The following is a 26,437-nucleotide window of genomic DNA, read 5'->3' as shown; positions in this document are numbered from 1 at the left end:
AAAGTACTTGGTATGGAATTAGACTTTTACTTAATCCTAGTTCTTCTTTTATCCTCTCTATTAATTTTTCTTGCCACTTTTCTATACTTCCTCGCCATACAAAACTATATCTGTTGGCATAGGCTTCTATCTTTGTTCCATCTATATAGATACTTGATAGGTCTATCTGATTTTCTTTTATCAGTATTTGAACTATTTGATTTAGTAAATCTGGTGTTAGTTCTACAATTTTTTGTCTAAATCTGTTTATTGTGCTATGGTCTGGTGGTAGTTCTTTATCGAGTAAGTACTTAATTCTTAAATCATATTTACAAGCTTTTTCTATTCCTCTTGATGAAAATATTCCTTCTGAATAGCAGAATATTATTATTTGAAGCATAGTTACTGGATTTACAGTAGGTTTTCTTCCAAATGATGAGTAGACTTTTTTTAGCTTTGATAAGTTCATCCTCTCTATTATATTTTTTACAAGCCTTAGTTTAACATCATCTTGGATATATATTTCTGTATTAAAGTTTAATCTTAGTTGAATTGTATCATTAACTAGTGTATAGTTAGTTAATGATGATGTATTTGTAGTTGTTTTCATAAATACATTATATCAAAAAAGACGAGGATTTTTATGGTTCCTCGTCTTTTTTCTATATAGGGGACTTTTGCAACAACCCCCATCAATTTTTCGTAAGTGGGTACTCACTTACTGTGCTTGCTATTAAAGTTATAAGCGTTAAGCGTATATTTAATTTTATATCTAAAAACCTAATTTGGAAATTATAATAGCACCAATAACTGTAGCAATTATACCGAATATCCACTTCATTATATAACTATGACTTCTTAGCTTAGAAATAAAATGATTGTAAGAGATTCCTTTATTTGTAAGATTTAAGTGGTAGGGGATATTGTCTGCCCAGAATACTGTAATATAATTTCCTTCTTTAAGTGCTTTAAAAGAATTTCTAATTTTTAAATCGTCTGATGAATCTAATTTATCAAATTTATTAGTCCAATATTCTTGTTGTTCTTCCTCACTCAACTTTTTAACTTTTCTAATTTCTTTCAATAATTTCCAATCTTGTTTAATCATGTTTATTATCCTTAATATAGTAATTTTGATATAGTTCTATTACCCATAAGTTTCTTTAAGTATAAATTTCATTCTACATTTAAACATTGGAATACTAATCAAGAATGCAATTACATAATGTATAAAGGAATTTATCATCATATTTTTTGTTATTGGTAATTGATGATAAGTTTGACCGATTATTTTAAAAGCGGTTAGAGTGCTTATAATAAAATTCATTGTCAATCATATGGCAATTGATAATTTTATTATATCAATTTATATTGAAAAAATCTCCTAAAACTAATGCTGGATATGATTATAGAACAGTTCAGAAAAGAGTGAACCAACTATTATAATATGTGAGTAAGAAGCCTGTGCCGTTTTTGGTGCAGGCTATTTTTTATTTAGTCATTCTAATCTAATGGCTTAAGACATCACAAAATATTATACTCAAATCTTCTAATACATAAACTAAAAATAGTGTCGGGTGAAATTGATGTAAAAGCTTACAAAAGATGGTGAAAATTCTTGAAAAGTGGTAATATTATCATGTATAGATACTTTTTCATCGGAAAAAATTTCGTTGTATATGGGATGTATCTGTAGAAAAAAGAAGAAAAGGAGGAAATAATGTTAAAATGTAAAAAAATAACAGCATTTTTTTTAGCTTGTTTAATGCTGTTAGGTACAATTGTACCAACTGGTGAAGCATTTGCACAAGGTGCAAATCATTTGTCAAAAACAAGAGTTAGTAGGATGGAGGTCAAAGATCGAAAAGGTAATACCATTGATCTTAATGAGAAAATTGAGGAAGATAAGGACTGTAGACTAGAAATAGACTGGGATGCAAGTGAATATAAAGCGGAAATTAATGAAGGAGACTACTTTAATATAACACTTCCAAAAAATTTCGAGGCAGCTGAAAGTAATTTTGCAATCCGTACTCCTGATGGCGTTCAAGTCGCAAACGCACATGTAAATAGGCTGAATTCTGAAGAGAGAGATACTCTAAATGTAGTATTTACAAGACTTGTAGAAGATAAAACAGATGTAGAAGGTAGCATTGCTATTGAAGGCAGCCTACTAAGTATAAACAATCCTCCTAAAGAAAAAGAATCAAAAATTAAAAAAGATGAAGAATCGATTGAAAAAACGATAAATACTGAAAATAATGAAAATCTTGAGAAAACGAATCAATTAAAAAATGACAAGGTCAATGAAGAAAATCAAGGTTTAGATAATTCAAATGTAGAGGGCCAAGAGGTCAGGGAAGAATTACAAAAGAAATTATCAACAGAAATTAATAAATTAAATGCACCGTCAGAAAGGGTAGCAGATTATAGTTTGAATTTGAAATGGAATACTAGTGGAGATGGAAATATAGAAAAGGATACTTTAACTGTTGGTGCGAAAAGTTCTGAAAAAATTACTTTGGATATTGACTTCTCAATCAGTGTCAAAGATGGTGAGGGCTTAGCCCCAGGAGAAGTAAAGATTAGGATTCCGAACTTTTTATTAAATACTAGAGATGGTAGTAAAGCTGCAGAATTAGATGAGTCTACAATTCCTTTTGTAAAAAAAGGGCAAACAGGAGGTCGAACTTCTTTTTCTTATAGCATCGAGGGTAATGACTTAGTTTTGACTAATTATGAGACTATATCTGGAAAATATAGTATGAATGCAGTATTAAATTATAAACATTATCCATATAGAGTTGAAAGTGGTTTAGAAAAAGATATACAAGCAAGTTTTACTTTAGAAAATAATGACCAAGCAATAAAATCAAATACACTAAAATTAAAAAATCACACTGAAACTAACATTAAGCAAAATGGAAGAAATACTAAATGGTTTGAAGAAAAAAGAGAAGTGTGGAATGACGAGTGGGGGGGAAAAGCCAAAAGATTCCGAAGATTATTTTTATACAATATGGAAGATTAATTTTGAGCTTGAAAACGACTTACAACCCGTAAATACAATTATTGACCCACAAGTGACACCAGGAGAAGCTATAGCACGACTGGACAAATATGGTGGCAAGTACAAAATAGTTGGTCAAGCAAAAGATGGTAAAATTGAAATAGGACCTTCGTATTATCCAGAGGAGAAAAAGGAAGTTTTTATACTTTGCAGACACAGGAAAGATTCATTAAAGGATAATCCTGACTTAACAATAACAAATGTAGATAAAGTAACCATTGAAGGTGTTGATACAGACTATGAATACAACTCCCATGATGATATAACAGTTTCTCATCAATATAAATATGAGCCACCAAAAAAAATGGAAGAAAGCCATTACATTGATAGATTCTTTAAGTATGTAGGAGTTGGAGAAGATATATCTTATGATCAAAATGCATCTTATAATAAGAATGCATTTGTAGGGGATGGATTTGTAGATGTAACTTATTATCTTTCAGCCTGGTATGATAGTTTTGATAGAGAACAAGGACCTGGGTTTAAACTTGATTTTATAGATGAAGGTCCACTATCTATAAATGATTCAGAAAAATTAACCCCTCTAGAAGAGTATTATTTTACATCAATTAAACCAAGAGCAGTTTTATATGAAATTGTTGATACTCCCGAAGGTGAGAAAAAAGAACTTTTAGGAACAGTAGAGGACATTGGAAGGGCTCAAATTTATTATAAAAATGATGTTAATGGAGACTGGTTAAAATTTAAAGATGTAAAATTAAGCTCAAAAGATAGCTGGCTACAATTTGATGGAACTGACAAACCGATCGATATTGATGGCAAGCCAGTTTCTGTTAAAGTTGAACTCACCCTTACTAGAGGCACGTTTATGTCTGGAGGCATGGATATAGGTGCAAAAATAATAGCTTCTGATAGGATAAAAGAATTATTAGATACTGATGGGTCTGTAAAAATCACTAATGAGGCAACAACTTCATTAAGCAAATTAGATGGAAGCGACAAACGTACTGCAAAAAACAAGGCAAATTTGAATATTCAAGGTCCGCAATTTGAAGCTTATCTGATGAAAAATTCCGAGATCATTGGGAATCTTGATTTAACAAATCACACTGCAAAAATCGATTACTCTGTTGTTGCTAAATTTACTGAAACAACGGGAAAAGCAACTTCAGCCGATTGGAAAATATTCGATGGGGCTGCATTTTATGACCTGCTTCCAAAAGGAATCACAGAAAAGAATGTAAAAAATATTAGATTAGGAGTAGCTCCTGAGACTTTTAATAATATGAATCCAAGCTATTATGATTGGGATATGGAAAGAAATCGTTATAATGCTTTGGAAGACTTTAGCTATACCACTGAGTTCATAGACAATTGGAACAATACTGGGCAGACTATGATGAAAATATATGTTAATACCTCTGGTGGACAAGAAGAAGTTAAAGATAAACTTTCAATAATTGTCAGGTATAGCCTTATTGTAACTTTCGATCAAATTGAAGAGTTAGATTCTAAATTAAATAATAAGGTCGCTTTTAGCCCCAACTCAACTAGTGGTATTAAGAGAGGGAAGGCAGATCCAAGCAGTGAAAAATTCCCTGCAAGAGATAGGGATGAGTACGGTGACTTTTCTAATATTAGCAATGAAGGACAGGAAGATGTAGAAAATAAGTTCTTTACAGAAAAAACACAATCAATACCCTTACCAAAAGCGTCAGAACTTTCCTATGTAAAGTCTGTTGGAACACAAAAGGAAGTCTTTAAGAGTTCGATAGAAATTAATGAAGGGGAAGAGTATGAATATAAATTAAGACTCAAAACACCAGAGAAGACTAGAGCAAAGAATCTCATTTTCTATGATGTTCTCGAAAATGACCATGGAAACAACCCATATTGGCAAGGTAAGTTTAAGGAAATAACAGAAGGAAATAGCGGGGACTATGATGTAGCTCCTAAATACTATTACTCTACTAAGGATAATATCCATATTTATAATGAAGATGGAACATTAACAGAACAGGGTAGTTTAGATAATAAAGAAGTGTGGACAGATGTAAAACCTGAATCAGATAAAATCACAGCCATAGCAATTGACCTAAGAAAAACAAAAGATGGAAATGATTTTATTATGCCAGATGACTCATTTCTGTATTTAACTATAAAGATGGAGGGCATCCCTAAAAATTATAGTGAATACTCAGATTACGTAGCTAATAAAGATAATAAAAATAAACCTATTAAGGCTTATAATACGACGATATTACAATCTACTTTAATTGATGAGTTGGGAAATAAAACCACTAATGCTAGAAGAGCTAATACAACGAAAGTATCAATAAAAACTACTGAATTAAAAGTTTATAAGAAATGGGATAACTTACCAGGCAAAAATTTAGACGATATTGAACAGGTAGAAGTTCAATTATACAGAAATGATGAGGCAGTTGACGGTAAAACTTTAACTTTAAATAAAGATAATGGTTGGAGTGATTCATTTATTGGGCTTCCGACTCTAGATCTTGCTAACAACAAAAACTATGAATATACTGCTAAAGAAGTTGGTGAAGACAACGGAGTTGTAAAAATTAATAATAGAACATTTGAAGTTAGCTATGAAAATGATAGTTCAAAGAATAGCACTCTAATTACAAATAAAGAGACAATTCAACCGACTCCACTAGACCCACCAAAGACAGATATCAAAGTAGAAAAAATCTGGCAAGACAAAGATGGAAAAGAAATATCCGCACCGCTAGACAAAATAGAAGTAGAACTATATAGAGATGGACAAGCTACAGATAAGAAATTAACTCTAAATGCAGAAAACAACTGGACTGGAGAGTTTAAAGACTTAGATGTAGTAGAAAAAGTAGACTCAGAAAAAGCCTACGAATACACAGTAAAAGAAGTTGGAGAAAAAGAAGGAAACATCAAACTATCAGATAGCAAATACAAAGTAAGCTATGATGGAAGCATGGAAAAAGGCTTTAAAATAACAAACAAGTTAGAAGAAACATCAAGCCCATGGACACCAATAACTCCACCAAAAGAAGACATCAAGGTTGAAAAGATTTGGCAAGGGAAAGATGGAAAAGAAATATCTGCACCAGTAGACAAAATAGAGGTAGAACTTTACAGAGATGGAGAAAAGACAGATAAGAAGTTAGAATTAAACAAGTCTAATAATTGGAGTGGAGAGTTTAAAGATCTTGATGTACAAGCAAGCTTAAACGCAAAAGAAGCTTACAAATACACAATCAAAGAAGTTGGAGAAAAAGATAATAAACTCACAATTGATGACAGTAAATACCAAGTAACTTATGGTGGAACAGAAGAAAAAGGCTTTAAAATAACCAACAAGTTAGAAGAAACATCAAACCCATGGACACCAATAACTCCATCAAAAGAAGACATCAAGGTTGAAAAGATTTGGCAAGGAAAAGATGGAAAAGAAATAACTGCACCAGTAGACAAAATCGAAGTAGAACTCTACAGAGGTGGAAAAGCTACAGGTGAAAAGAAAGAACTAAGTAAAGAAAATAGCTGGAAAGCAGAATTTAAAGACTTAGACGTAGTAGAAAAATTAGACTCAGAAAAAGCCTACGAATACACAGTAAAAGAAGTCGGAGAAGAAAAAGGCAAAGTAGTTATAGGAAACAATAAATACGAAGTAAAATATAGCGGAAGTATGAATGATGGATTCACTATAACTAACGAAGAAGAGCCAACAATCCCTCCAACACCACTTGATCCACCAAAGGAAGATATCAAGGTTAAAAAGAATTGGCAAGACAAAGACGGAAAAGAAATATCCGCACCAGTAGACAAAATCGAAGTAGAACTCTATAGAGACGGGAAATCTACAGGTAAAAAGCTAGAACTAAACAAAGCCAATAATTGGAGTGGAGAATTTAAAGACTTAGACGTAGTAGAAAAACTAGACTCAAAAGAGGGCTTTAAATATTCAGTAAAAGAAGTCGGAGAAGAAACTGGATCAATTAAGCTGAATGGAAATTGGTACAAAGTAAATTACAGTGGGTCTATGAAAGACAGCTTCACAATAACAAATAAAGAAGAGCCTAAAACACCACCTACACCACCAACACCATCTGAACCAGATACTATAACTATTGAAGTTAAAAAAGACTGGACTTTATATGGAAATAAGCCAGTAGATAAAATCATGGTTGAACTATATAGAGATGGAAAAGCTACAGGGAAAATTCTTGAGTTAAACAAAGCCAATAATTGGAGTGGAGAATTCAAGAACTTAGATGTTAAGAAAGGTGCAAATTCAACGCATGACTACCACTATACGGTAAAAGAAGTTGGCGAATCTGGAAATACAATAAAACTAGATGGAAGATGGTTTGATGTCAATTATCTTGGCAATATGAAAGATGGTTTTACAATTGTAAATAAAGAAGAAAAACCAACAGAGCCAGGTAAGCCAGAAGAACCAAATACACCAAATAAACCTAATGACCCACAAGAACCAAATACGCCTGAAACTCCAAAAGAGCCAGAAAAGCCAAATAACCCTGGAACACCAGTTAAACCAAATACTCCTAAGACTCCACTGCCAGGTAAGCAATTACCTAAAACAGGAAACGGACTAAATCCATCAACCTATGCTTGGATTTTATTGGGACTAGGTAATCTTTCTACTTTTGCAGGAATTCAAAGAAAAAAGAGAATAAAATCAAGAAGAAAGAAAAATGTCAAATAAGCAAAAAAAAGATCATCTAAGTAAATTTCTTCTTACAGTCGGGTTAATATTCATTGTTTTTTCGATTGCTTTTCTATTTCTAAACCATAATAGGATAGAATTAAAGAAAGAAGAATCCATTAGTCTGGAAAAACAAATAAAACAAGAATTACCTCCTTTTGAAAATTACGAACAGGAGAATAAACCTGAAGAGATAGAACAAAATGTTGCCTCAAAAGACTCTATAAAAGATACAGCTATAGGCGTTCTTAGAATCGATAAGATAGGAGTAATTACCCCTATTAGTGATAATACAAGTGAACAATCTTTATTAGAAGGTTCAGGTATTGTTGAAGATACAGATATACCGACTTCAGAGGAAAATACTATAACTGTTCTTGCGGGGCACAGAGGAGGGATAAACGAAACACAATCCTTTCTAAATATCGACAAGTTGGAAAAAGGTGATGAGCTAAAGATTACTACTAGGGAAGAAGAACTCTATTACAAAGTAGTTGATAAAGAAGCAATTGAACCTACAGACTGGAGTAAATTTACACGAGAAAAAGGAAAGACGAAACTTTTTTTAATGGCGTGTCATCCTTATCCCAAAAACGATAAAAGGCTTTTAGTAAAAGCTGAGCTAATCAAAAATGATGAAAAGATAAGCAACTAATTAGCAATATAAAAAAACTATCCATTGAAATTTATTTCTTTGGATAGTTTTTTTGTTGTAAAACAAAGACTCATAAATAGAGAGACAAATTATGAAGTAACAAAAGCATAGCCACAATCAGCTATAAACTTTACTCAAAAAAAGAAGAATTTATTCCAGCAAATATGCCCTTTCAAGTATTGTCTACTGCTCTAAATGTGGGGATATTTACAGGAGAATAGCATGGAATAACAGAGGAAAGAAATACACTGTTTGGAGATGTTGTACAAGAGTAACTCATGGACCAGATGCCTGCCATGCAAGAACCATAAAAGAGACTGATCTACAAGAGGCAGTCGTAGAATCCATTAATCAACTTATATCTGAAAGTAGCGAATTAAAAGAAATAATAAAAGAAAACATGGAAAAAGTCATCACAGGTGATGGAAGTAGGCAGATAGAAGAACTAGACAAAGAAATGCTAAAAGTTCAAGAAGAACTTTTAAAAGTAGATAATGCCAAGAAAGACTACACAGACCTTGCAAATAGGGTGGAAGAGTTAAGAAATGAGAAAGAAAAGATACTACTAAATATGGCAGAAGAGAAAAATGAACAAAGCAGACTAATGGAATTAGAAGAATTCTTAAATAATCAGGAATTGGAGATAGAAAGATACGATGAAGAATTGGTAAAAAAACTTATAGAGAAGATAGTTGTTTATGAAGAAAGGCTGAAAGTAATGTTTAAATCTGGGATTGAAATTATAATAAATAAGTAGCAGTACTTATATAGGATTGTTGTTCTTCCTTGGAAATTGTATAATACAATTAGTTGAGATTTATGGAGTAGGTGTATGGTTGAACAAGAAGTGATATTGGAATTGATAGATCTTAGGCGGGAAGTTGGGTACTTGGATTAAAAAAAAGAAAGGTATAAATCTGATAAAAAAGGAAAGCAAGATTTGCTTCATGATATTATTTTCATGGCTGATAGTAGAGATGCTTTCATGATAATAGGTGTTGACGAACTAAAGCTTAAAAATTATAATAAGCTTGTAATAATTAATTTACTTTATCGGTGTTGATAATATAGTAAAATTGATTAACATAAGGAGGTATTTTATGAAGTATGAAGACATTAGATTAAATGTTTCAAATGATTCTATTAGTGATTATAAAGTATTCAAAGGAATAAAATTATATTCTGAAATGTTTAAAGCAGAAGATGGAAAAAAACTCATTAATAAAAGAGTGTTTGTAACTCCAAAAAAAAATTATGTATATTATGAAAGGACAGATATAAATTGGAATTATTGGTCAGATAAAACAAAATATGACTCGAGTTTTGATTTAAGTGATAAAAATCATAATATAATATTTGAAGTAACATCTGAATTGGATGATTTTTCAAAATACTTAGATGAAGAAGTAATCAAAAAAATTATAATGAAAGAAAAAAGAGAAGAGATAGTAGAAGTACTAGATATTTGAGACTGTGTAAAATTCTGTGTATAGAAACCTCCTGATTATGGTTAAGAAAAACTAATCAGGAGGAATTTTTATGTCATAAGAAAGCGATCAGAAACAAAATCTCTAAGATGTTAATTGAAGAATATTAACAAGAAACAGCACAAGATTTACAAGATGCTCTAAAATACCTTTTAGGTAATACAATGGAGCATTTGTTGAAGAATATGAAAATGCATTAGTTTTAAATAAAATGTTAAAAGAATTTAGAAATAATTGAGAATAAATATATTCCCACATACGAGGCTTTCCTAAAATATTAAATATTATCCATACTGACCACTCGAGCCATACGAAATCAGTGGCTCTTTTTATAAAAAAATAAATATCTTATAAGAGTACTAGGGTTAATGATATATCCCGAAAATCTTATTTTTATATTTATCATTTTATATAGAATATAAAAGATTAGAAAGCTTACAAAAAGAAACTCAAAGTCGTATTTAAATATGAACTTACAGAAGTATTAATAGGTAGCAGATCCTAAAGGATCTGTTTTTAATATAAGTGATAATGGTATACTATAAGTATAATTATTGGTTTATAGTCTTAATTTGCTTATAGATGAAATCTATAAAATAAAATAATTTAATAGATTTCAAAGTTGATACGTGAGAGGGTTAGAATGAAGAGTGTTTTGATTATAGAGGATAATAAAGAAATTTTATCACAAATGGAAAAGTATTTAGTTAATAATGGTTATGAAGTAGAGATTGCATCATCTTTTTACGAAGCAAGCTATAAGATGAATGTAGACATGGATGTGGCACTACTTGATATAAATCTACCAGATAAAGACGGTCAACATTTGATAGAAAGATTAAAAGATAAGGAAATAAGAGTTATTGTAACAACTGTAAAAAATGATGAAGATTTTATAATTGCCGCCCTAGATCAAGGAGCAGACGACTATTTAACTAAACCATTTTCCCTTGCAATATTAAGGGCAAGAATTGATGCGGTTTTAAGAACAATACCTCTAAATCAAGACAAAATAATTACTTACAAGGATATCAAAATAGATTTAAATGATTCAAAAGTTTATTTTAAGGCTAATCAAATAGACCTAACTCCTCTTGAATATGAAATCCTAGTCTTATTTATTAAAAATCCTCACCGAGTTTATACTAGAGGCCAGCTGTTAGAAATGTTTTGGGAAGATAGGGATAAGTTTGTAAATGACAATACTCTCACATCAACCATCAAAAGAATTAGGGAAAAACTTGATAGGGAAGTTATAACTACTGTTAGAGGAATTGGTTATAGGATGGATTGAGATGATATATGTATTTTGGATAATAAGTCTGGGACTTCTTTATTACTTTTTAGAAAAAAGAAATAAAAATAGAATAAATGAGCTCATAGATTTAATAGAAAACATGAAAAATCAAAACTATAAAATCCCAATGAAGCAAGATGATTTTTCAATTTTAGAGGATAAAATTTACAAACTTTTTATAGAAATAGTAGAAGCCAAAGAGACTAGTGCTAAAAATAGCGAAAAACAGATAGAATACCTAGAAGACATCGCCCATCAAATAAAAACTCCTATTACATCTATGCTTTTTTCCATAGAAAATTTGGAGATGGACTTTCCAGATAATAGAGATATAGAGATTTTAAAAAGGCAAACTATCAGATTAAATTCTCTATCAGATATTTTACTTAAACTATCAAGCCTTGATGCAAACAAAGATCTTATGAAAAAAGAACAAATTCGTTTAGATGAATTAGTGGATTATGCTTTAGATAGTTTAGATTTAAGAAAATCTATCAATGTAGAAATAAAGAAGAGTTTAAAGAAAAATAGTATTTGTGGAGATTTTTATTGGCTAGCAGAAGCTTTTATCAATATTATCAAGAATGCTGATAATAGACCTACTTGTGACAAAATTGTGCTTTCATCATACAAAAATCCCCTCTATACAAGCTTAATCATTGAAGACAATGGCGGAGGAATAGAAGAAGAGAATATGAAAAAAATCTTTAAACGCTTTTATAAAACTCCCGATTCAAATGGCTTTGGAATAGGTCTTGCCATGGCAAAGACAATTGTCGAAAAAAACAATGGGGAGATTTCTGTTTCAAATATTGATGCTGGAGCAAGATTTGAAATTAAATTTTACAATGTCACCTAAAAATCACTTTACTTTTATATGCTTACCTTGACATAAGAAAAAGGAGGCAAGTATGGAAATATTAAAAGTAGAAAACCTAAGGAAAGAATATGGAGAGGGAAACTCTAAAGTTGTTGCCTTAGATGGAGTTGACCTTGAAATTGAAAGAGGAGAATTTGTCGCCATTGTTGGACCAAGCGGATCTGGTAAATCAACCCTCCTACATATCATAGGAGGAGTGGATAGTCCAGATGATGGAAAGGTTTATATAGATGGTAACGACATCTCAAAGTATTCTTCAAAAGAATTAGCACTTTTTAGGAGGAGAAAAGTAGGCTTAATTTATCAATTTTATAATTTGATTCCCAACTTAACAGTTCGTCACAATATAGAACTTCCATTAAAACTTGATAAAAGGAAAATCAATCAAGATGAATTCTCGGATATAGTAAAAAAACTGGGTATAGAAAGTAAACTTGATTCTTTTCCAAGTGAATTATCAGGAGGTCAGCAGCAGAGAGTTGCCATAGCGAGAAGCCTTATATACAATCCATCTATAATATTAGCGGATGAACCGACAGGTAATTTAGACAGGAAAAATTCTAAGGAAATTATAGAAATCTTTAAATATTTTAACAAAACTTTAAAACAGACGATTATCCTAATCACCCATGACGAAGAAATAGCCTTACAAGCAAATCGCATTATTACAATAGTTGATGGAAAAATTGTAGGAGATGAAAGAAATGAATAAGAAGAATTTTCCTATTTTTATTTCCTTATTTATTGTAAGTCTATTCTTCACCGTTATTTTTTATTTTGGATATAGAAGCTTGAAATCCAACTATGGTAATTACATGGCTTCAAGCTTTTATCATGGGGAGATTAAAGAAGAACTCTCAAGTGAAGATGTTAAAAAGTTAAAGTCCATTGAAGATATAGATTTGGTCGGTAAAATGTCTCTTAATCCTGACAACGGAAAACTTGCTGACGATTTAGTAGTTATAAACTACCAAGACGAAGCAATCAATAAGATGAGAGAGTATTCAAGACTTATTGAAGGCAGATTTGCTGAAAAGGAAGACGAAATTGTACTATCTGAAAGCCTCGTAAAGAAAAACAAACTTAAAATAGGCGACAAGATAGAACTTGATTTAGGCAAAAGGGTTCTAAATGGCGAAGAGATAGGCCCTACAAGTGCAAATACTGGCAGAGAAAAATTTGAGAGCCAAGGTTCTAAAAGCTTTACTTTAGTTGGTGTTTACGGAGATGTCTACAACAAGTACAGTAAACTAAGTTTTGCTCTTGGACTACAAGATAAAATGACCAGCTTCAGGACTTTTGTAAAATTTCATTCTTTCGAAGAAGCTTACAAAAATAGAGATAAGATACAAAATGAAATAAATAAGATACTTGGTAAAGATGTTCATTTAGAATTTTCTAAAAGCCTCATAAACTATTATGGAGTGGAAAACGAACCCTTACAAAACTTAATGAGCAAGGCAGTTCTTGTTCTATCAGTTATTGGATGCATAGCAATATTTGTGTTTTTTATAAAAAATATCTTTTGGGTTTGGGGGCTAAGGAAGATTCGAGAGCTTTCCATTTACAAGTCTATAGGATCTACCAATGGACAAATATATCTCTTGCTCCTAAAGGAAGGACTTGTTACATCTGGAATTCCAATACTTTTAGGACATCTTGTAGGCTTTTTCTCTATATATTATCTGTACAAATACATTCAAATAGACAAACAATTAAGTGAATTTAATCTAGTAAAGTTTAATCCCTTATTAAGTTTAGCAATAATTTTGGTTTCTTTTATTATTGTGGCACTAGCTATTAAATCCCCTGCGAAAAAGATTTCTAAAATAAACATTATAGACGGCATAAGAGGGAATATAGATTTTTTCAAATCAAAGAAGAAAAGAGCCAAAGATTTTTGGAAGGAATTAAAACTCAATAACTTAGCTTCAATAAAATCACAGAGATATATTTCTGCAATAGGAATAATTATAATTTCAGTGTTTATAATCATCATAGGCATCTCAACATATTACAGAGATTTTTCGCATTACGATGCTGGATATAATTTTTCCGTGGATTATTTTAGTGAAAAGAATCAAGTCCCAAAAATATTAAAAGAAATTGTAGATAAAATTCCTAACGAGAAATCTTATATTTCAAAATATAAATATGTTCAAGTGGAAAACACTAACGAATTCTCAAAGGAAGCAAAGGCAGCAGGTTTAGACGAGGAAGCGAAAAAGAATATAGAAAAATATAAGGCAGAGGGTATGGATGGATTTATTATCGCCTTGGAAGAAAAAGACTTAAAAGAACTTGGAGGAAAGAAGGGTGAATTTGTCCTCTACAATACAATTCAAGAAGATTCTTCTATTCCAATAGCTAAGGCAAAGAGAATTCTATATTTTGAAAACCCACAGATTTTAGATATTAACTTTGCAAATGATTATAAGAAAACTATTAAAATTTCAAAGACGATAACAGATTTGGGAAAATATAAGTCGAAAACAAGACCATTCGATGTAAAAATTTATACAGATTTTGACACTTATTTTAAACTTATGGAAGAGTCCGGCGATGAAAAAAATAAAAACTATGCCTATACATTAAATATGAAGATAAAAGATTCGGATACTAAAGATGTAAAAGAATATGTAGAGGCCATGATTAGAAGTAAAATCTCACCAGAAGATCGCTTTAATATCACAACAGGTGAGGAAACTGCAAAAAATGAATATAATGATTTGAAAAGTCTAATAAAAATTGTAATAGGAATTGCATCAATCATCTTTGTACTAAATATCACTAACGGCTACTCATCCATTAATTTAAGTCTCATGAATAGAAAAAAAGAAATCGGAAGTCTTTACTCTTGTGGAATGGATGTAGATGAGTTAAAGAACATCTATCAAAAAGAATTTATTGGAGAACAGATAAAGTCCTTTACAATTTCTATTATTGTGAGCTTAGGAGTTATGTTTGTAATATCATTAATCGCTCCTGATTTAAGAATGAGTACTCTAATAAAATATTATGACTATAAAAGTTTCTTAGGATTTTCGCTAGTCGTCTATGGTATTAACCTAATCATCTATCATTTTTCTTTAAAGAGAATATTAGACAGACCGACGATAGATTTAATTCGAACAATATAATTTCAAAGTAAGAGAATAGTATGAAGAAAAATATCAGTAAAAAATTATTTCTACTTGGACTTGTAATATTTGTGATTTCTTACCTACTTCCAGTAGATATATTTGAAAGCTTTACAAGTCTAAGACCAACTGGACTTACATCAATGTTTGTCTGCCCAATTATTGGACTAATAGGTTTAATATGTGGGGTAAAAGAAAAGGACAGATTATTTATAGTATTGAATCTACTTTTGATTTTTTTACTTCCTATAGCAATGTTTGCAGCTCATCTAGTATAAGTAATGCGACTAGATTAGGAAAATAATAATTTAAACAGCTCTTTTATGGGCTGTTTTTTTTTTGCTCCAAAATGATATAATAAATTATGAGATGTATACTGATTGACATGTTCCCACATACTAGACTTTTCAAAATTATTAGATTTTATTTACGCTGACAACTCAAGCAACGTGGAGACAGTAGCACTTTTGTCCAAACTTAATGTCGATAAGCATATAAACGTTGAAATTGAGCTGGATGAGTTTGATTTGACAAGTGCTGAGAGCAAGTTAACGTATGCCAAATCAAAGAATATATTTGGAATAAATTTGAATTAAGAGTTCCAACATTATATATTGCATAGATAAAAAAATGTAGAATAGAATTACGAGAACATTACAACAAGTCTAAAAAGGAGAATCAAGTTATTCCCCAGTGTACACCTGAAAATGAAGAGGACTATGTCATGATTTGTAATCTTTAGCTTCTGGAAAATCTCAGTTTGTAAAGTTTTGAAAGTTTGAATTTGATGGAGGGAAACTGTGTGAAAAAATATATTATAAGTTTGGAAAAAGAATTTTCTTTGATAGAAAATGGCTTCAAAGAGGAAGAAAAAAGAGCGTTTTCTGATTATAAATCTAATGATGAAAAATATATCAAAGAGCTGGCTTTTTTAGCTTTTAAATCTAATGTATACCAAGTTAGAATGTATGGTGTATTTCTATTTGGATGTTTATCAGCAGATGAAGAAGTTCTAATGTTTATGAGAGATGAAGTTTCTAAAGATGACAATTGGAGAGTTCAGGAAGTATTGGCAAAGTCATTTGATGAATTTTGTAAGAAAATAGGATATGAAAAAGCACTCCCAATAATTGATGAATGGTTAGAAAATGATAATCCGAATACGAGGAGAGCAGTAACAGAGGGATTAAGGATATGGACAAGTAGACCATATTTCAAAGAAAATCCGAATGAGGCTATTGAAAGATTAGTTAGTTTAAAAGAAGATTCGAGTGTATATGTAAGAAAATCAGTTGGAAATGCGTTAAGAGATATTAGTAAGAAATTTCCAGAGTTAATTAAAATTGAACTTGATAGCTGGAGTTTGGAAAGTAAAGAAATAAAACAAGTTTACAAGCTCGCAAGTAAATTGATCGTATGACAATCTCAGTTTTGTAAAATTAAAAATTTCATAAAAATGGTTATGCTTTAAATCTTACGAGTGGTGAATATAAGTTACTTTGTTTATTAATGGAAAACCCTAATATTGTACTAACTAAAGATCAAATTTTAGAGAAATTATGGGATATTAATGATAATTATATAGACAATAATTCTGTAACTGTATATATTCGTAGACTTGGAGTGAAAATTGAAGATAATCCTAATCATCCTAAAATGATACAAACCATTAGAGGCCTGGGATATAAGTGGAACGTTTCTTGTTGAGGTAGAAAAATGATGTTAATATTTTCAGATGAAAACAATAAAAAATATATCAAATATGTCTTTATAGTTAATATTTTATTTGCTCTATCAATTCAAATATTTACTTGGAAAGAATTTAAAACTATTTCTATTCCTTTAAATTTTTATAAGTTTTATTTTTACTATTTTAACACTTGGTATATTTTTCTTTATTTAAAATGCCAAGAAGAAATTATTGAAAATGCAGAAGCACAAATCAATATGTATCTTGAAGGCAATAGTAATATTCAGATTGATTCTGACAAAGAAGGAACGATTTATAGGTTGTTTGATTCCATAAATCAGATTGGTTCAATATTAAATGCTCAAGCCAAGGATGATAGGAATGGAATGTTATTCTTATTATAAATAGAATAAGATCGAGGTGTTTTATGAGTTTATTAGAGATTAAATCTATTTCTAAAATATATGGAAAAGGCGATAACGCAGTGCATGCTTTAAAAGATATTAATTTTTCTGTAGATAAAGGAGAATATATAGCGATAGTAGGAGAATCAGGTTCTGGGAAAAGTACCCTCCTAAATATAATAGGTGCGCTAGATATACCTAGTGGTGGTAAGGTTATTATTAATAATAAAGATTTGTTTTCAATGAAAGATAGCGAGCTTACAGTATTTCGCCGCAGAAATATAGGTTTTGTTTTTCAGGGATTTAATTTAATTCCTGAATTAACTGTGGAACAAAACATAATCTTTCCAGTTTTATTGGATTACAAGAAACCAGATAGAAAGTATCTTGAAGAACTATTAAATATATTAGGATTACAAGAGAGAAGAAATCACTTACCAAGTGAACTTTCTGGAGGTCAGCAACAGAGGGTTGCTATAGGTAGAGCACTTATAACGAAGCCTTCTCTAATTCTAGCGGATGAACCAACGGGAAACCTAGATTCTAAAAATAGTTCAGAGGTTATTAGTTTACTTAAAGAATCTTCACAGAAATATGAACAAACTATAATCATGATTACACATAGCCACTCGATAGCTCAATCAGCAACTAGAGTTTTAAGAGTTTCGGACGGAATACTAGTTGATCAAGGAAGTGCTTCGAATGAAAAGTTATCTTAGTTTAATTCCAATATCAGCTAAAGTTCGTAAAAAACAGAATCATTTAACTATAATGTGCATAGCTATTTCAGTATTTTTAGTAACATCAATTTTTAGTATGGCTGAAATTGGATTGCGAATGGAAATAGATAGGCTAAAATTAAAGCATACTGGTTTTTAATTTCAATGATGTATTAAAAAGTAACTTGGGGCAAACCTTAATTCCAATAGCGATAATATTATTTATTCTTATACTTGTAGCTGGAGCTTTAATTATTTCTGGGAGTATTAATAATAGTGTTGCTCAAAGAACTAAGTTTTTTGGGATGATGCGTTGTCTTGGTATGAGTACAGGTCAAGTTAAAAAATTTGTGAGGTTAGAGTCGCTAAATTGGTGTAAAATAGCTGTTCCTATTGGTACGTTAATAGGTGTTGTTTCAACTTGGATTCTTTGTGGTGGACTAAGATATATAGTTGGGGAAGAATTTTCTAATATACCTATTTTTACAATAAGTGTAACTGGTATTCTAGCAGGTGTTCTGGTAGGACTTGCAAGTGTTTTAATTGCCGCACAAAAACCTGCGAAAGAAGCCTCTAAGATTTCTCCAATTGCGGCTCTTTCTGGAAATACAGAATCTAATATAGGAAATAAACAATTAGTAAATAATAAGTTCTTTAACATCGAAAAATCACTAGGAATAAATCATGCTATAGCAAATAAAAAGAATTTATTTCTAATGTCAGCTTCCTTTGCTTTAAGTATTATCTTGTTTCTAACATTTTTAGTTTTCGGACAATTTGTAAATTATATAATGCCACAATCTTCTTCCAGAGCAGATATAGAGATTACAAGTAAGGATATTTCAAATAATATTGATCCAAATTTGTTGAATAAATTAAAAGAAGTAGATGGAGTAAAAAATGTATATGGTAGAAGAAGCGCTTTTGATGTAAATGCAATTTTAGAATCTGAATCTAACCGTGAAGAAAAGATAGATATTATCTCATATGATGATTTTGATTTAAGAGGTCTAAAAAAGGATAAAGTTTTAAAGAAAAAAAGTGATTTATCGAAAGTATTTGGCAAAAGCCATTATATTTTAGCTACTTGGGATAGGGAAAGCGATAAGGAGATTGGGGATAAAATAAAAATTAACGGAGAAGATTTCGAAATAGCTGGATTATTGAAATACGATCCGTTTACTAGCGATGGTGAAACAGGAGGTAAAACCACAATAATAACTTCAAGTGAAACTTTTAAGCAGATAACTAATGAGGTTGAGTATAACTTAGTTATGTTGCAGACCGATGAGAATTTTTCGGATGAAAGTATAAATGAAATTCAGAAACTTATAGAAAATAAAAACATAATAAGAGATCGTCGAGATCAAAAGACAACAGGAACCTACACGGCATTTATGTTTTTTGTATATGGTTTCATAGCAATTATCGGTCTTGTAAGTCTATTAAATAGTATCAATAGTATATCTATTAGCGTATCTTCAAAAATAAAACAATATGGAATGATGCGTGCAGTTGGTATGGATAAGCTTCAAATTAAGAGAATGATTAAAGTAGAATCAGCAACCTATGGTTTCTTTGGTTGTTTTATAGGGATAATAGTTGGTGTTTTACTGAATAAAATTATCTTCACAAAACTGATAGAAAATCACTTTTCCTATGCTGTTTGGCAGTTTCCAATTTTGCCAGCAATGATTTCGATAGGATTTATATTGATTTCAGTAATTCTTTCAACTTATAAACCTATTAAGAGAATTAATAAGATGTCCATAACTGCCAATATAAATGAATTGTAAGATATTTTTGTTTAAAAATATAAATGTCCTGGCAAGTTTCCTATTTAGAATAAAAGGAAGGAACCAAATTATTTATAGTATTGAGTCTATTTTTAATTTTATTACTTCCAATTACAATGTTTGCGTACCATATAATATACTCAAATAGAAGATAAATTAAACAGCTCTTTTGTAGGGCTGTTTTTTCTGTGCATAAGAATGATATAATAAATTATAAGATGTTTATTTATTGACATATTCCCATATACGAGGCTTTTAAAAAAAATTAAATTTTATCCATACTGACCACTCAAGCCATGTAGAATCCATAGCCTTACTTACCAAGAGCAATTAATCAAAAGTAAGGTGTAATTATATGAGTAAAAACTACACTAAAGATCTGATAAAAAAAGAATTTATGAAACTTTTAGATGAAAAAACACTTGATAACATAACTGTTACTGAATTAGCTCAAAAATGTCAGATAGAAAGAAAAACCTTCTATTATCATTATGAAAATTTACCTCAATTGATTAAGGAAATTTTTGATGAAGAACTTGAAAGGGTAATTGAGGAGTTCAATGAGACCTTATCATGGGAAGAGAGTTTTATTTTGGCTGCAAAATTTATCTTGGATAATGAAAAAGCTATAAGACATATGTATTAATCAGACTATAAAGCTGATGTAGAAAAATATGTTTTTTCTATGGCGGGTGAAGTAATTAGTAAATATGTTAATCATATATCAAAGGAAACTAGGGCAAAAGATAATGATATTAATTTGATTTCTTACTTTTATCAATGTGCCTTAAGTAGCGCACTTATACAATGGATAGCAACAAATATGAAAACTGATCCAGTAGTTACTACAAATAGGTTGGTAAATTAATGGATGGTAATATCTTATTATCATTAAAAAGAAGTGAAAAACTAGAAACCTTTACCCAGAATACTCTAATTGAGTAAAATTTACACAAACCACCAATATTGGTAGATGAAATCATTCTATTTTCATGATTTAATAGACATAGAAGATGATAATGTTAAGTTATTAAAGGAGAAGTTATGGAACTTAAAACTCATGATAAAAGACTTAAATTAACTAATGGAGATTTTCAAAGATTAGTTAAAGCTAGAAAACCAGAAGGTATTGAAGAAAAATCTGCATATCTAGTTGGAACAGGAATTGCAGCTTTAACTGCAGCCTGCTTTTTAATTAGAGATGCTCACATGGAAGGTAAAAAAATTACTTTCTTAGAACAATTAGATATCCCTGGTGGTTCACTTGACGGTGAATATATGGACACTAGAGGATATGTTGCTCGTGGTGGTAGAGAAACTGGAGCTCACTTCGAATGTCTATGGGATATTTGGAGTTCTATCCCAAGCTTAGAAGACCCAGAAATGAGTGTTTTAGACGATTATTTCTACACTAACTACGACGATCCAAACTTTAGTAATTGCCGTATAACTCACAAACAAGGTGAACGTTATGACGATGGTAAATTTAATCTAACTCAAGATCAAGTTAAAGAAATTGCTGAACTTTGCATGACTCAAGATGAACTACTAGAAGATAAGGCTATAGAAGATATTTTCTCAGATGGACTTTTAAATTCAGATTTCTGGACTTTATGGAGAACAATGTTTGCATTTGAAAACTGGCACTCTGCTTTAGAAATGAAATTATATCTAAATCGTTTTATCCACCACGTTGGAGGACTTACAGATTTATCAGCACTTAGATTTACAAGATATGACCAATACAATTCAATTGTAAAACCAATGGTTAAATATCTTGAAAATCACGGATGTAAATTCCAATATAATATTAAGGTAACAGATGTTGATTTTGATATTTCAGAAATTAAAAAGATTGCTACAAAAATAATTGCTGAAGATAAAGATGGAAATGATAAGTCAATTGATTTGACAGAAAATGATTTATTATTCATTACAAATGGTTCTATGACTGAAAATTCTAGTTATGGAGATGACAACACAGCAGCAGAACTTTCAGATGAACAAAGTGGTTGTTGGGAAATGTGGAAAAATATTGCTAAAAAATCTGATGATTTTGGACATCCAGAAGTTTTCTGTTCTGATGTAGAAAAGAGTAACTGGGAGTCTTGTACAGTAACTTGTCACGATGAATCAGTTCCAAAATATATCGAAAAAATTACAAAGAGAAGCCATTATGGTGGAAAAACTGTAACAGGTGGTATTGTAACTTGTGTTGATTCAAGCTGGTTAATGAGCTGGACAATTAATAGACAAGGCCAATATCCAGAACAACCTGAAAATGATGTTTGTGTTTGGGTTTACGGATTATTTACAGATGTAGAAGGTGACTTCATCAAAAAGAAAATGAGAGATTGTACTGGTAAAGAAATTACAAAAGAATGGTTATTCCACATTGGCGTACCAGTAAATGAAATTGATAAACTTGCAGAAACTTGTACAGCAGTACCTGTTATGATGCCTTATATCACATCTCAATTTATGCCAAGAAAAGCAGGTGACAGACCTTACGTAGTTCCAAAGGGTGGAGTTAACTTTGCTTTCTTAGGACAATTTGCAGAAACTCTTGATGATCCAGGAAGAGATACAGTATTCACAACAGAATACTCAGGAAGAACAGCAATGGAAGCAGTTTATGTTCTTTGCGGAGTAGAAAAAGCTGTACCGGAAGTATTCGCATCAAGATATGATTTAAGATACCTTCTAAATGGAATGGTTTCTTTATCAGATGGTAAAAAACCTGAACTTCCACTTAGCCCATTACAAAAGATGAAAGTTGCAAAACTTATTAAGGGAACAGATATAGAAGAAATGCTAAAAGAATTTAATATTATTTAATAATATATAAACACATTTGGGGCGATAATATATCGTCCCATTATTTTTTTATTAAGGAGACAAATGATGAATAACAACTTGAATAATCAAGCTGTGCCTACTTTAGAAGAAATAGAATCCATATATGAAGATATTCTAAGAAGCGAATCTAGGTCAAATGAAGAAAATGACTTGGAAATTTTAGGAGAATTTTATAAAAGATTTAGGAAAGAAGAAAATAAAAGAGAAGAATCAAAGTCAGAAAATGCAATAATAAAAGAATATAGAAAATATTTAAAAAATGAAGAGAATAAGCAAAAAAAATTAATAGAAGAACTAGAAAATTTGATAAGCTATGAAAAATTCTTTTTAGAAATAGAGAGAAAAAGAAATCAAAAATATTATAACAGCAATTTTTATGGGAGCAACGAAGCTACTAGATATAGGGTAGATAAGATTAATTCTTATTCAAAAGAACTTAGGGAAATAATAAATAATTCTCCTGATGCCTGGCGATATTATTATCATAGACAACTAATTAATGATATACAAACAGGATATAATCAAGACCTTGTAGAAGTAGAATATGTAATACAGGCAAAGAGAAAAATAATAGAATCCTTAAAACAATCAACTCACGTATATATAATAGGCCACCTAGGAAGTGGAAAAACTCAGATAGCAAGAGAAGCAGCAATTGAATTTACATTAGAAAATATAATTCAAGAAGAGCTAGAAGATCAAATGGAAAAATGGTTTTTGAAAAATCAAAATGCCAGTGAAGATGAGGCTATAGAAAAATTTAGTGAATTAAATAGAGATAGAAGAAATTATTATAAAAATTTACTAAAAGAAGGCAATCAGTCAGAACTTGAAAAAATATATCCTTATTTTATATCAGGTTCATATAATCTAACCTATGAAGATATGTTTGTTGAAAAAACTCTATCTTTAGAAAAAACATCTTCCGATGAAACTAATTTAGAGTTAATCGATGAAGTAGTGGATCAATATTTTACTTGGCTAAAAACTCATAAAAACCAACTGGAAAATATTGAATCAGAAAAGCAAGAAATAATAAAAAGCAAAGTTTGGGATAGTATTTCAGAAATCTTTATAGCTAGGAATAGTATTTATGGAACAGTAGTAAAAAAAATAGAAAGAGAAATATTATTAGCTGTAAGAAATGGTAGACCTGTCATAATTGATGAGCTAAATACAATTGCTATGCAAAATTTAATAGGACTTAATGACATACTACAGAGCAAGTTTGGAGCCAAAGCTTACGTTACGGGAATTGGTCCAGTGACAATAAAAAAAGGCTTTGGTCTAATTGGTACAGGAAACTTATCAACAAACTTAGTAAGTTATGAGGGTACAAATGAACTCAATCCTGCTTTTAAATCTCGTTTTTTAACGATAGAATATAATTATGTAAATCAAAATACTGTTGGATCTTTAAAAAATCAGACTAATGCTGAAAAAAACGAACTTTTTAGAATTATGTTGGTAAGATTAGCCGACAATAATGGAAATTTACACCTTCCAACTCCTACACGAAGTTTAGAAGAAATATTTAGACTAGCCCAGTTGTCTAGAGTAAGTCAAGAAGTTTTTATGGGCAGGTGGATTTCAAATGGAAAAGAAAGTTCAACTGAAGATGTTCCTGAGCTTAAAGAATCAGTTTTATCATTAAGAAATATTTTGAGAATATTAGATAATTGGAATTTAGGTGAAGAAAAAGATTTAACTTTAGCTTTGTGGGATGGTTTTATAAGTTCAATAACAAACCCAAAAGATCAGGCATATATTCTATCTCAAGCCGTGAGATTTGGTTTTTTCAAAGAATCAGAAGGATGGAGTATTAATAGCAAAAATCTTGGAAAAGTAGTTATAGAATATAATCAAATAAGGACTAGACCTTATCAATATATAAGAGGAGAAATTGAAACTTTAAGTTATCTAGATTTAATAAAAATAATATTTGGTCCAGCGCCAGAAAGAAAAGAACTACCTGATTTTCTAAAAGCTATTGACAATGGAGAAAATAAAATTTCCGTAGAAGAATATGAAAAATTAGATGAAAGATTAAATCAGCTAGAACATTCAAAGTATCTCATAGATTATATAATAGACATGGAAAATAACAGAAAATGAAATTTTCAATTGACAAAAATAAATATAGTGAAAATTTAACGGATCTAAGAGAAGACTTAAATTATACTTTACAAGAAGGCTATATTGATAAGGAATTTAAAGAAAAATTATCTAAATTAGAAAAAGATGAAAATAAAATCCTTAATGAATTATTGCCTTATTATAGGCTTTATGCACCAGAGTTATATGAAACAAAAATAGATGAAATTCCAGTCAAGATTGAGGGAAGCTATAAACTTAATACTTACCTAAAAAGTTATTTATGTATTGAAAAGAATCTTTTTATATTATCTGGTGCAGATCAAAAAACATATTTTATGAGAATTTTAGAAGAGGACAAGCAAAAAATAGAATTAAGTCAACCTATTAAAAATTTTAATAAATTGATAGTATATATGTATTCTTTAAGTAAAGAGAAGATATTGTTATTTGCTGTCACAGGCGATATTTTCGTGCTAATATCTAGAGATTTTTCTGATGTTTTTGAAAATATTAATAATTTTAAAATTATGAAGATAAAATCTAATTTTACGGGCTTTGAAAATGTTATTAATATAGGTGAAAATAACTTTTTATGTCAGGCAGGGAGAAATGAATTTTTTGTATTGGAATTTAATATAGAAGATTTAACCTACAAAGTAAAAGTTGATATAGCATTAAAGGGCACAGTTTTAGAAATAAATTCATTAGTTAAAATTTCTCATTCATACTTTGCATTAGGAAGCCATAGTGGAGATTTAATTTTAGCGAGCTATAAAGATGGTAAGATTAGAGTGGATAGAAAAATTAAAATTTTAAATGAGCCGATTAAATATTTAACTATTTTAGAAAATGATAATTTTGAAAAAAATATTTGTGCTGCTTTAGGAGATAATAATAGTTTTTCACTTTATGACTTAGAAAGAAATAAGATAGTTAACTTAAAAAAACAAGATTTCACAGGTAACTTATTTGATATTAAAAGTAAAAAAGGAAGTGCCTTTATTCTAAGTGATGATTTTCACATATATCTACTGGAAGAAAATATGGGGATTTGGAATTTTAATTCAAAACTTACTTTATCTGATAGGTTTATTGCAAATATAATATCTATAGATTCATCCAATTATTTAATTATAGATATATACGGAAACCTCTATATTTTAAAGTTAGATCGATTAGATTCTATTGAAAAACTTCGCAATATAAACCTTGATAGGGATAGGGGATAGTAATGTTTAAGATAGATAAAAACTCATTAGATGAAGAAAAGCTAAAAAAAGAAGCAGAAAAAAATCTCAATATTTTTTTAGAAAAACACATGCAATCTCTAACTACTTTTACAAGAGAACCAAGCCTTAGATATATTGCTTCTAAGAGTTTAGAAAAATTTTCATTAAAGCCTAAAGAAGGTGTTTTATATTTACCTTTGTCTACTTTTTTAGAATCTAATTTAGACAACAACGAAATCTTATGGCATATATACTATGAATTAGCCTTATATCCAGATTGGAAGAAAAATGCAAATTATTATTTAGATAGAGAAATAACTTGGAAGTATGAAATAGACGAAATAACTTACTATATTCATAAAAAAATAAATGAAATTTTATCACAAGATAATAATATAGAAATAAGTTTTATTAGAGAATATGCAAAAAGAGAAATCTTAGATTT

General features: G+C 30.1%; 23 protein-coding genes and 4 pseudogenes (1 of these 27 only partly in view). 24 read left to right on the top strand and 3 right to left on the bottom strand.

Going from position 1 to position 26,437, the window contains the following annotated elements:
- The 3 genes and pseudogenes from RH95_RS01460 to RH95_RS09780 all read right to left on the bottom strand — a co-directional run.
- A partial coding sequence (locus tag RH95_RS01460) for a transposase (protein WP_010242531.1) occupies positions 1–589 on the bottom strand: 589 nt, incomplete at its 3' end.
- A gap of 162 nt (positions 590–751) precedes the next feature.
- The gene (locus RH95_RS01455) at positions 752–1,087 is read right to left on the bottom strand and encodes a hypothetical protein (RefSeq protein WP_010242530.1); all 336 of its coding nucleotides are present in this window, start codon (positions 1,085–1,087) and stop codon (positions 752–754) included.
- Positions 1,088–1,126: 39 nt separating this feature from the next.
- A pseudogene (locus RH95_RS09780) lies at positions 1,127–1,312 on the bottom strand (hypothetical protein); the annotation flags it as partial.
- On the opposite strand from RH95_RS09780, the gene RH95_RS09915 reads away from it, so the two are divergent.
- The 24 genes and pseudogenes from RH95_RS09915 to RH95_RS09180 all read left to right on the top strand — a co-directional run.
- The gene (locus tag RH95_RS09915; protein WP_174265921.1) at positions 1,306–1,425 is read left to right on the top strand and encodes a hypothetical protein; all 120 of its coding nucleotides are present in this window, start codon (positions 1,306–1,308) and stop codon (positions 1,423–1,425) included. The pseudogene RH95_RS09780 and the gene RH95_RS09915 overlap by 7 nt on opposite strands.
- A gap of 274 nt (positions 1,426–1,699) precedes the next feature.
- Positions 1,700–3,010, top strand: coding sequence for an Ig-like domain-containing protein (locus RH95_RS01450; protein ID WP_010242528.1), 1,311 nt, complete (start codon positions 1,700–1,702; stop codon positions 3,008–3,010).
- Positions 2,946–7,739: a Cna B-type domain-containing protein gene (locus RH95_RS09305; protein WP_010242527.1), complete on the top strand. Its 4,794-nt coding sequence runs from the start codon at positions 2,946–2,948 to the stop codon at positions 7,737–7,739. Before RH95_RS01450 ends, RH95_RS09305 begins: the two co-directional genes overlap by 65 nt.
- Positions 7,729–8,394 carry a class C sortase gene (locus RH95_RS01440; protein WP_010242525.1) on the top strand — a complete coding sequence of 222 codons (666 nt, stop codon included), beginning with the start codon at positions 7,729–7,731 and terminating at the stop codon, positions 8,392–8,394. Before RH95_RS09305 ends, RH95_RS01440 begins: the two co-directional genes overlap by 11 nt.
- A gap of 148 nt (positions 8,395–8,542) precedes the next feature.
- Positions 8,543–8,731: pseudogene (locus RH95_RS09870) on the top strand (recombinase zinc ribbon domain-containing protein); the annotation flags it as partial.
- A gap of 63 nt (positions 8,732–8,794) precedes the next feature.
- Entirely contained in the window at positions 8,795–9,151 is a 357-nt protein-coding gene (locus RH95_RS09770; protein WP_010242523.1) for a hypothetical protein, read from the top strand.
- 343 nt (positions 9,152–9,494) lie between these two features.
- A complete protein-coding gene (locus RH95_RS01430) occupies positions 9,495–9,863 on the top strand; it encodes an EXLDI protein (RefSeq protein ID WP_010242521.1) in 369 nt (122 codons plus the stop codon).
- 661 nt (positions 9,864–10,524) lie between these two features.
- Complete coding sequence (locus RH95_RS01425) at positions 10,525–11,175, top strand: response regulator transcription factor (protein ID WP_010242519.1); 651 nt, start codon at positions 10,525–10,527, stop codon at positions 11,173–11,175.
- A gap of 1 nt (position 11,176) precedes the next feature.
- The gene (locus RH95_RS01420; protein ID WP_010242517.1) at positions 11,177–12,037 is read left to right on the top strand and encodes a sensor histidine kinase; all 861 of its coding nucleotides are present in this window, start codon (positions 11,177–11,179) and stop codon (positions 12,035–12,037) included.
- 52 nt (positions 12,038–12,089) lie between these two features.
- On the top strand, positions 12,090–12,770 hold the full coding sequence (locus RH95_RS01415; protein WP_010242515.1) for an ABC transporter ATP-binding protein: 681 nt from the start codon (positions 12,090–12,092) through the stop codon (positions 12,768–12,770).
- Entirely contained in the window at positions 12,763–15,198 is a 2,436-nt protein-coding gene (locus RH95_RS01410) for an ABC transporter permease (protein WP_010242513.1), read from the top strand. The genes RH95_RS01415 and RH95_RS01410 overlap by 8 nt, the downstream gene beginning before the upstream one ends.
- A gap of 20 nt (positions 15,199–15,218) precedes the next feature.
- Entirely contained in the window at positions 15,219–15,476 is a 258-nt protein-coding gene (locus tag RH95_RS01405; protein ID WP_010242511.1) for a hypothetical protein, read from the top strand.
- 168 nt (positions 15,477–15,644) lie between these two features.
- Positions 15,645–15,940, top strand: a pseudogene (locus RH95_RS09765) (23S rRNA (uracil(1939)-C(5))-methyltransferase RlmD); the annotation flags it as partial.
- A 60-nt stretch (positions 15,941–16,000) separates the two neighbouring features.
- On the top strand, positions 16,001–16,618 hold the full coding sequence (locus RH95_RS01400; protein ID WP_010242507.1) for a DNA alkylation repair protein: 618 nt from the start codon (positions 16,001–16,003) through the stop codon (positions 16,616–16,618).
- 56 nt (positions 16,619–16,674) lie between these two features.
- Positions 16,675–16,905 (top strand): annotated as a pseudogene (locus RH95_RS09900) (winged helix-turn-helix domain-containing protein); the annotation flags it as partial.
- Between the two features lie 9 nt (positions 16,906–16,914).
- Positions 16,915–17,292, top strand: a complete 378-nt coding sequence (locus RH95_RS01390; protein ID WP_026038560.1) for a hypothetical protein — start codon at positions 16,915–16,917, stop codon at positions 17,290–17,292.
- 23 nt (positions 17,293–17,315) lie between these two features.
- Positions 17,316–18,011, top strand: coding sequence for an ABC transporter ATP-binding protein (locus RH95_RS01385; RefSeq protein ID WP_010242501.1), 696 nt, complete (start codon positions 17,316–17,318; stop codon positions 18,009–18,011).
- Between the two features lie 185 nt (positions 18,012–18,196).
- Entirely contained in the window at positions 18,197–19,807 is a 1,611-nt protein-coding gene (locus RH95_RS01380; protein WP_202947903.1) for an ABC transporter permease, read from the top strand.
- 355 nt (positions 19,808–20,162) lie between these two features.
- The gene (locus RH95_RS09760; RefSeq protein ID WP_010242499.1) at positions 20,163–20,453 is read left to right on the top strand and encodes a TetR/AcrR family transcriptional regulator; all 291 of its coding nucleotides are present in this window, start codon (positions 20,163–20,165) and stop codon (positions 20,451–20,453) included.
- A gap of 39 nt (positions 20,454–20,492) precedes the next feature.
- Complete coding sequence (locus tag RH95_RS09755; RefSeq protein WP_010242497.1) at positions 20,493–20,675, top strand: TetR-like C-terminal domain-containing protein; 183 nt, start codon at positions 20,493–20,495, stop codon at positions 20,673–20,675.
- A 176-nt stretch (positions 20,676–20,851) separates the two neighbouring features.
- Positions 20,852–22,645, top strand: a complete 1,794-nt coding sequence (locus RH95_RS01370; RefSeq protein WP_010242495.1) for an oleate hydratase — start codon at positions 20,852–20,854, stop codon at positions 22,643–22,645.
- 66 nt (positions 22,646–22,711) lie between these two features.
- Positions 22,712–24,781: a hypothetical protein gene (locus RH95_RS01365; RefSeq protein WP_010242493.1), complete on the top strand. Its 2,070-nt coding sequence runs from the start codon at positions 22,712–22,714 to the stop codon at positions 24,779–24,781.
- Entirely contained in the window at positions 24,778–25,992 is a 1,215-nt protein-coding gene (locus RH95_RS01360) for a hypothetical protein (protein WP_010242491.1), read from the top strand. The genes RH95_RS01365 and RH95_RS01360 overlap by 4 nt, the downstream gene beginning before the upstream one ends.
- A gap of 2 nt (positions 25,993–25,994) precedes the next feature.
- Positions 25,995–26,437, top strand: partial view of a hypothetical protein gene (locus RH95_RS09180; RefSeq protein WP_010242489.1) — the beginning only. It continues 460 nt past the right edge of the window; 443 of the gene's 903 nt are visible here — the first part of the coding sequence; its start codon is at positions 25,995–25,997; its stop codon lies beyond the right edge, outside the window.

Source organism: Peptoniphilus rhinitidis 1-13 (assembly GCF_000246925.1).
GTDB lineage: Bacteria > Bacillota > Clostridia > Tissierellales > Peptoniphilaceae > Peptoniphilus_A > Peptoniphilus_A lacydonensis.
This window is presented reverse-complemented; position numbering and strand designations above follow the sequence as displayed.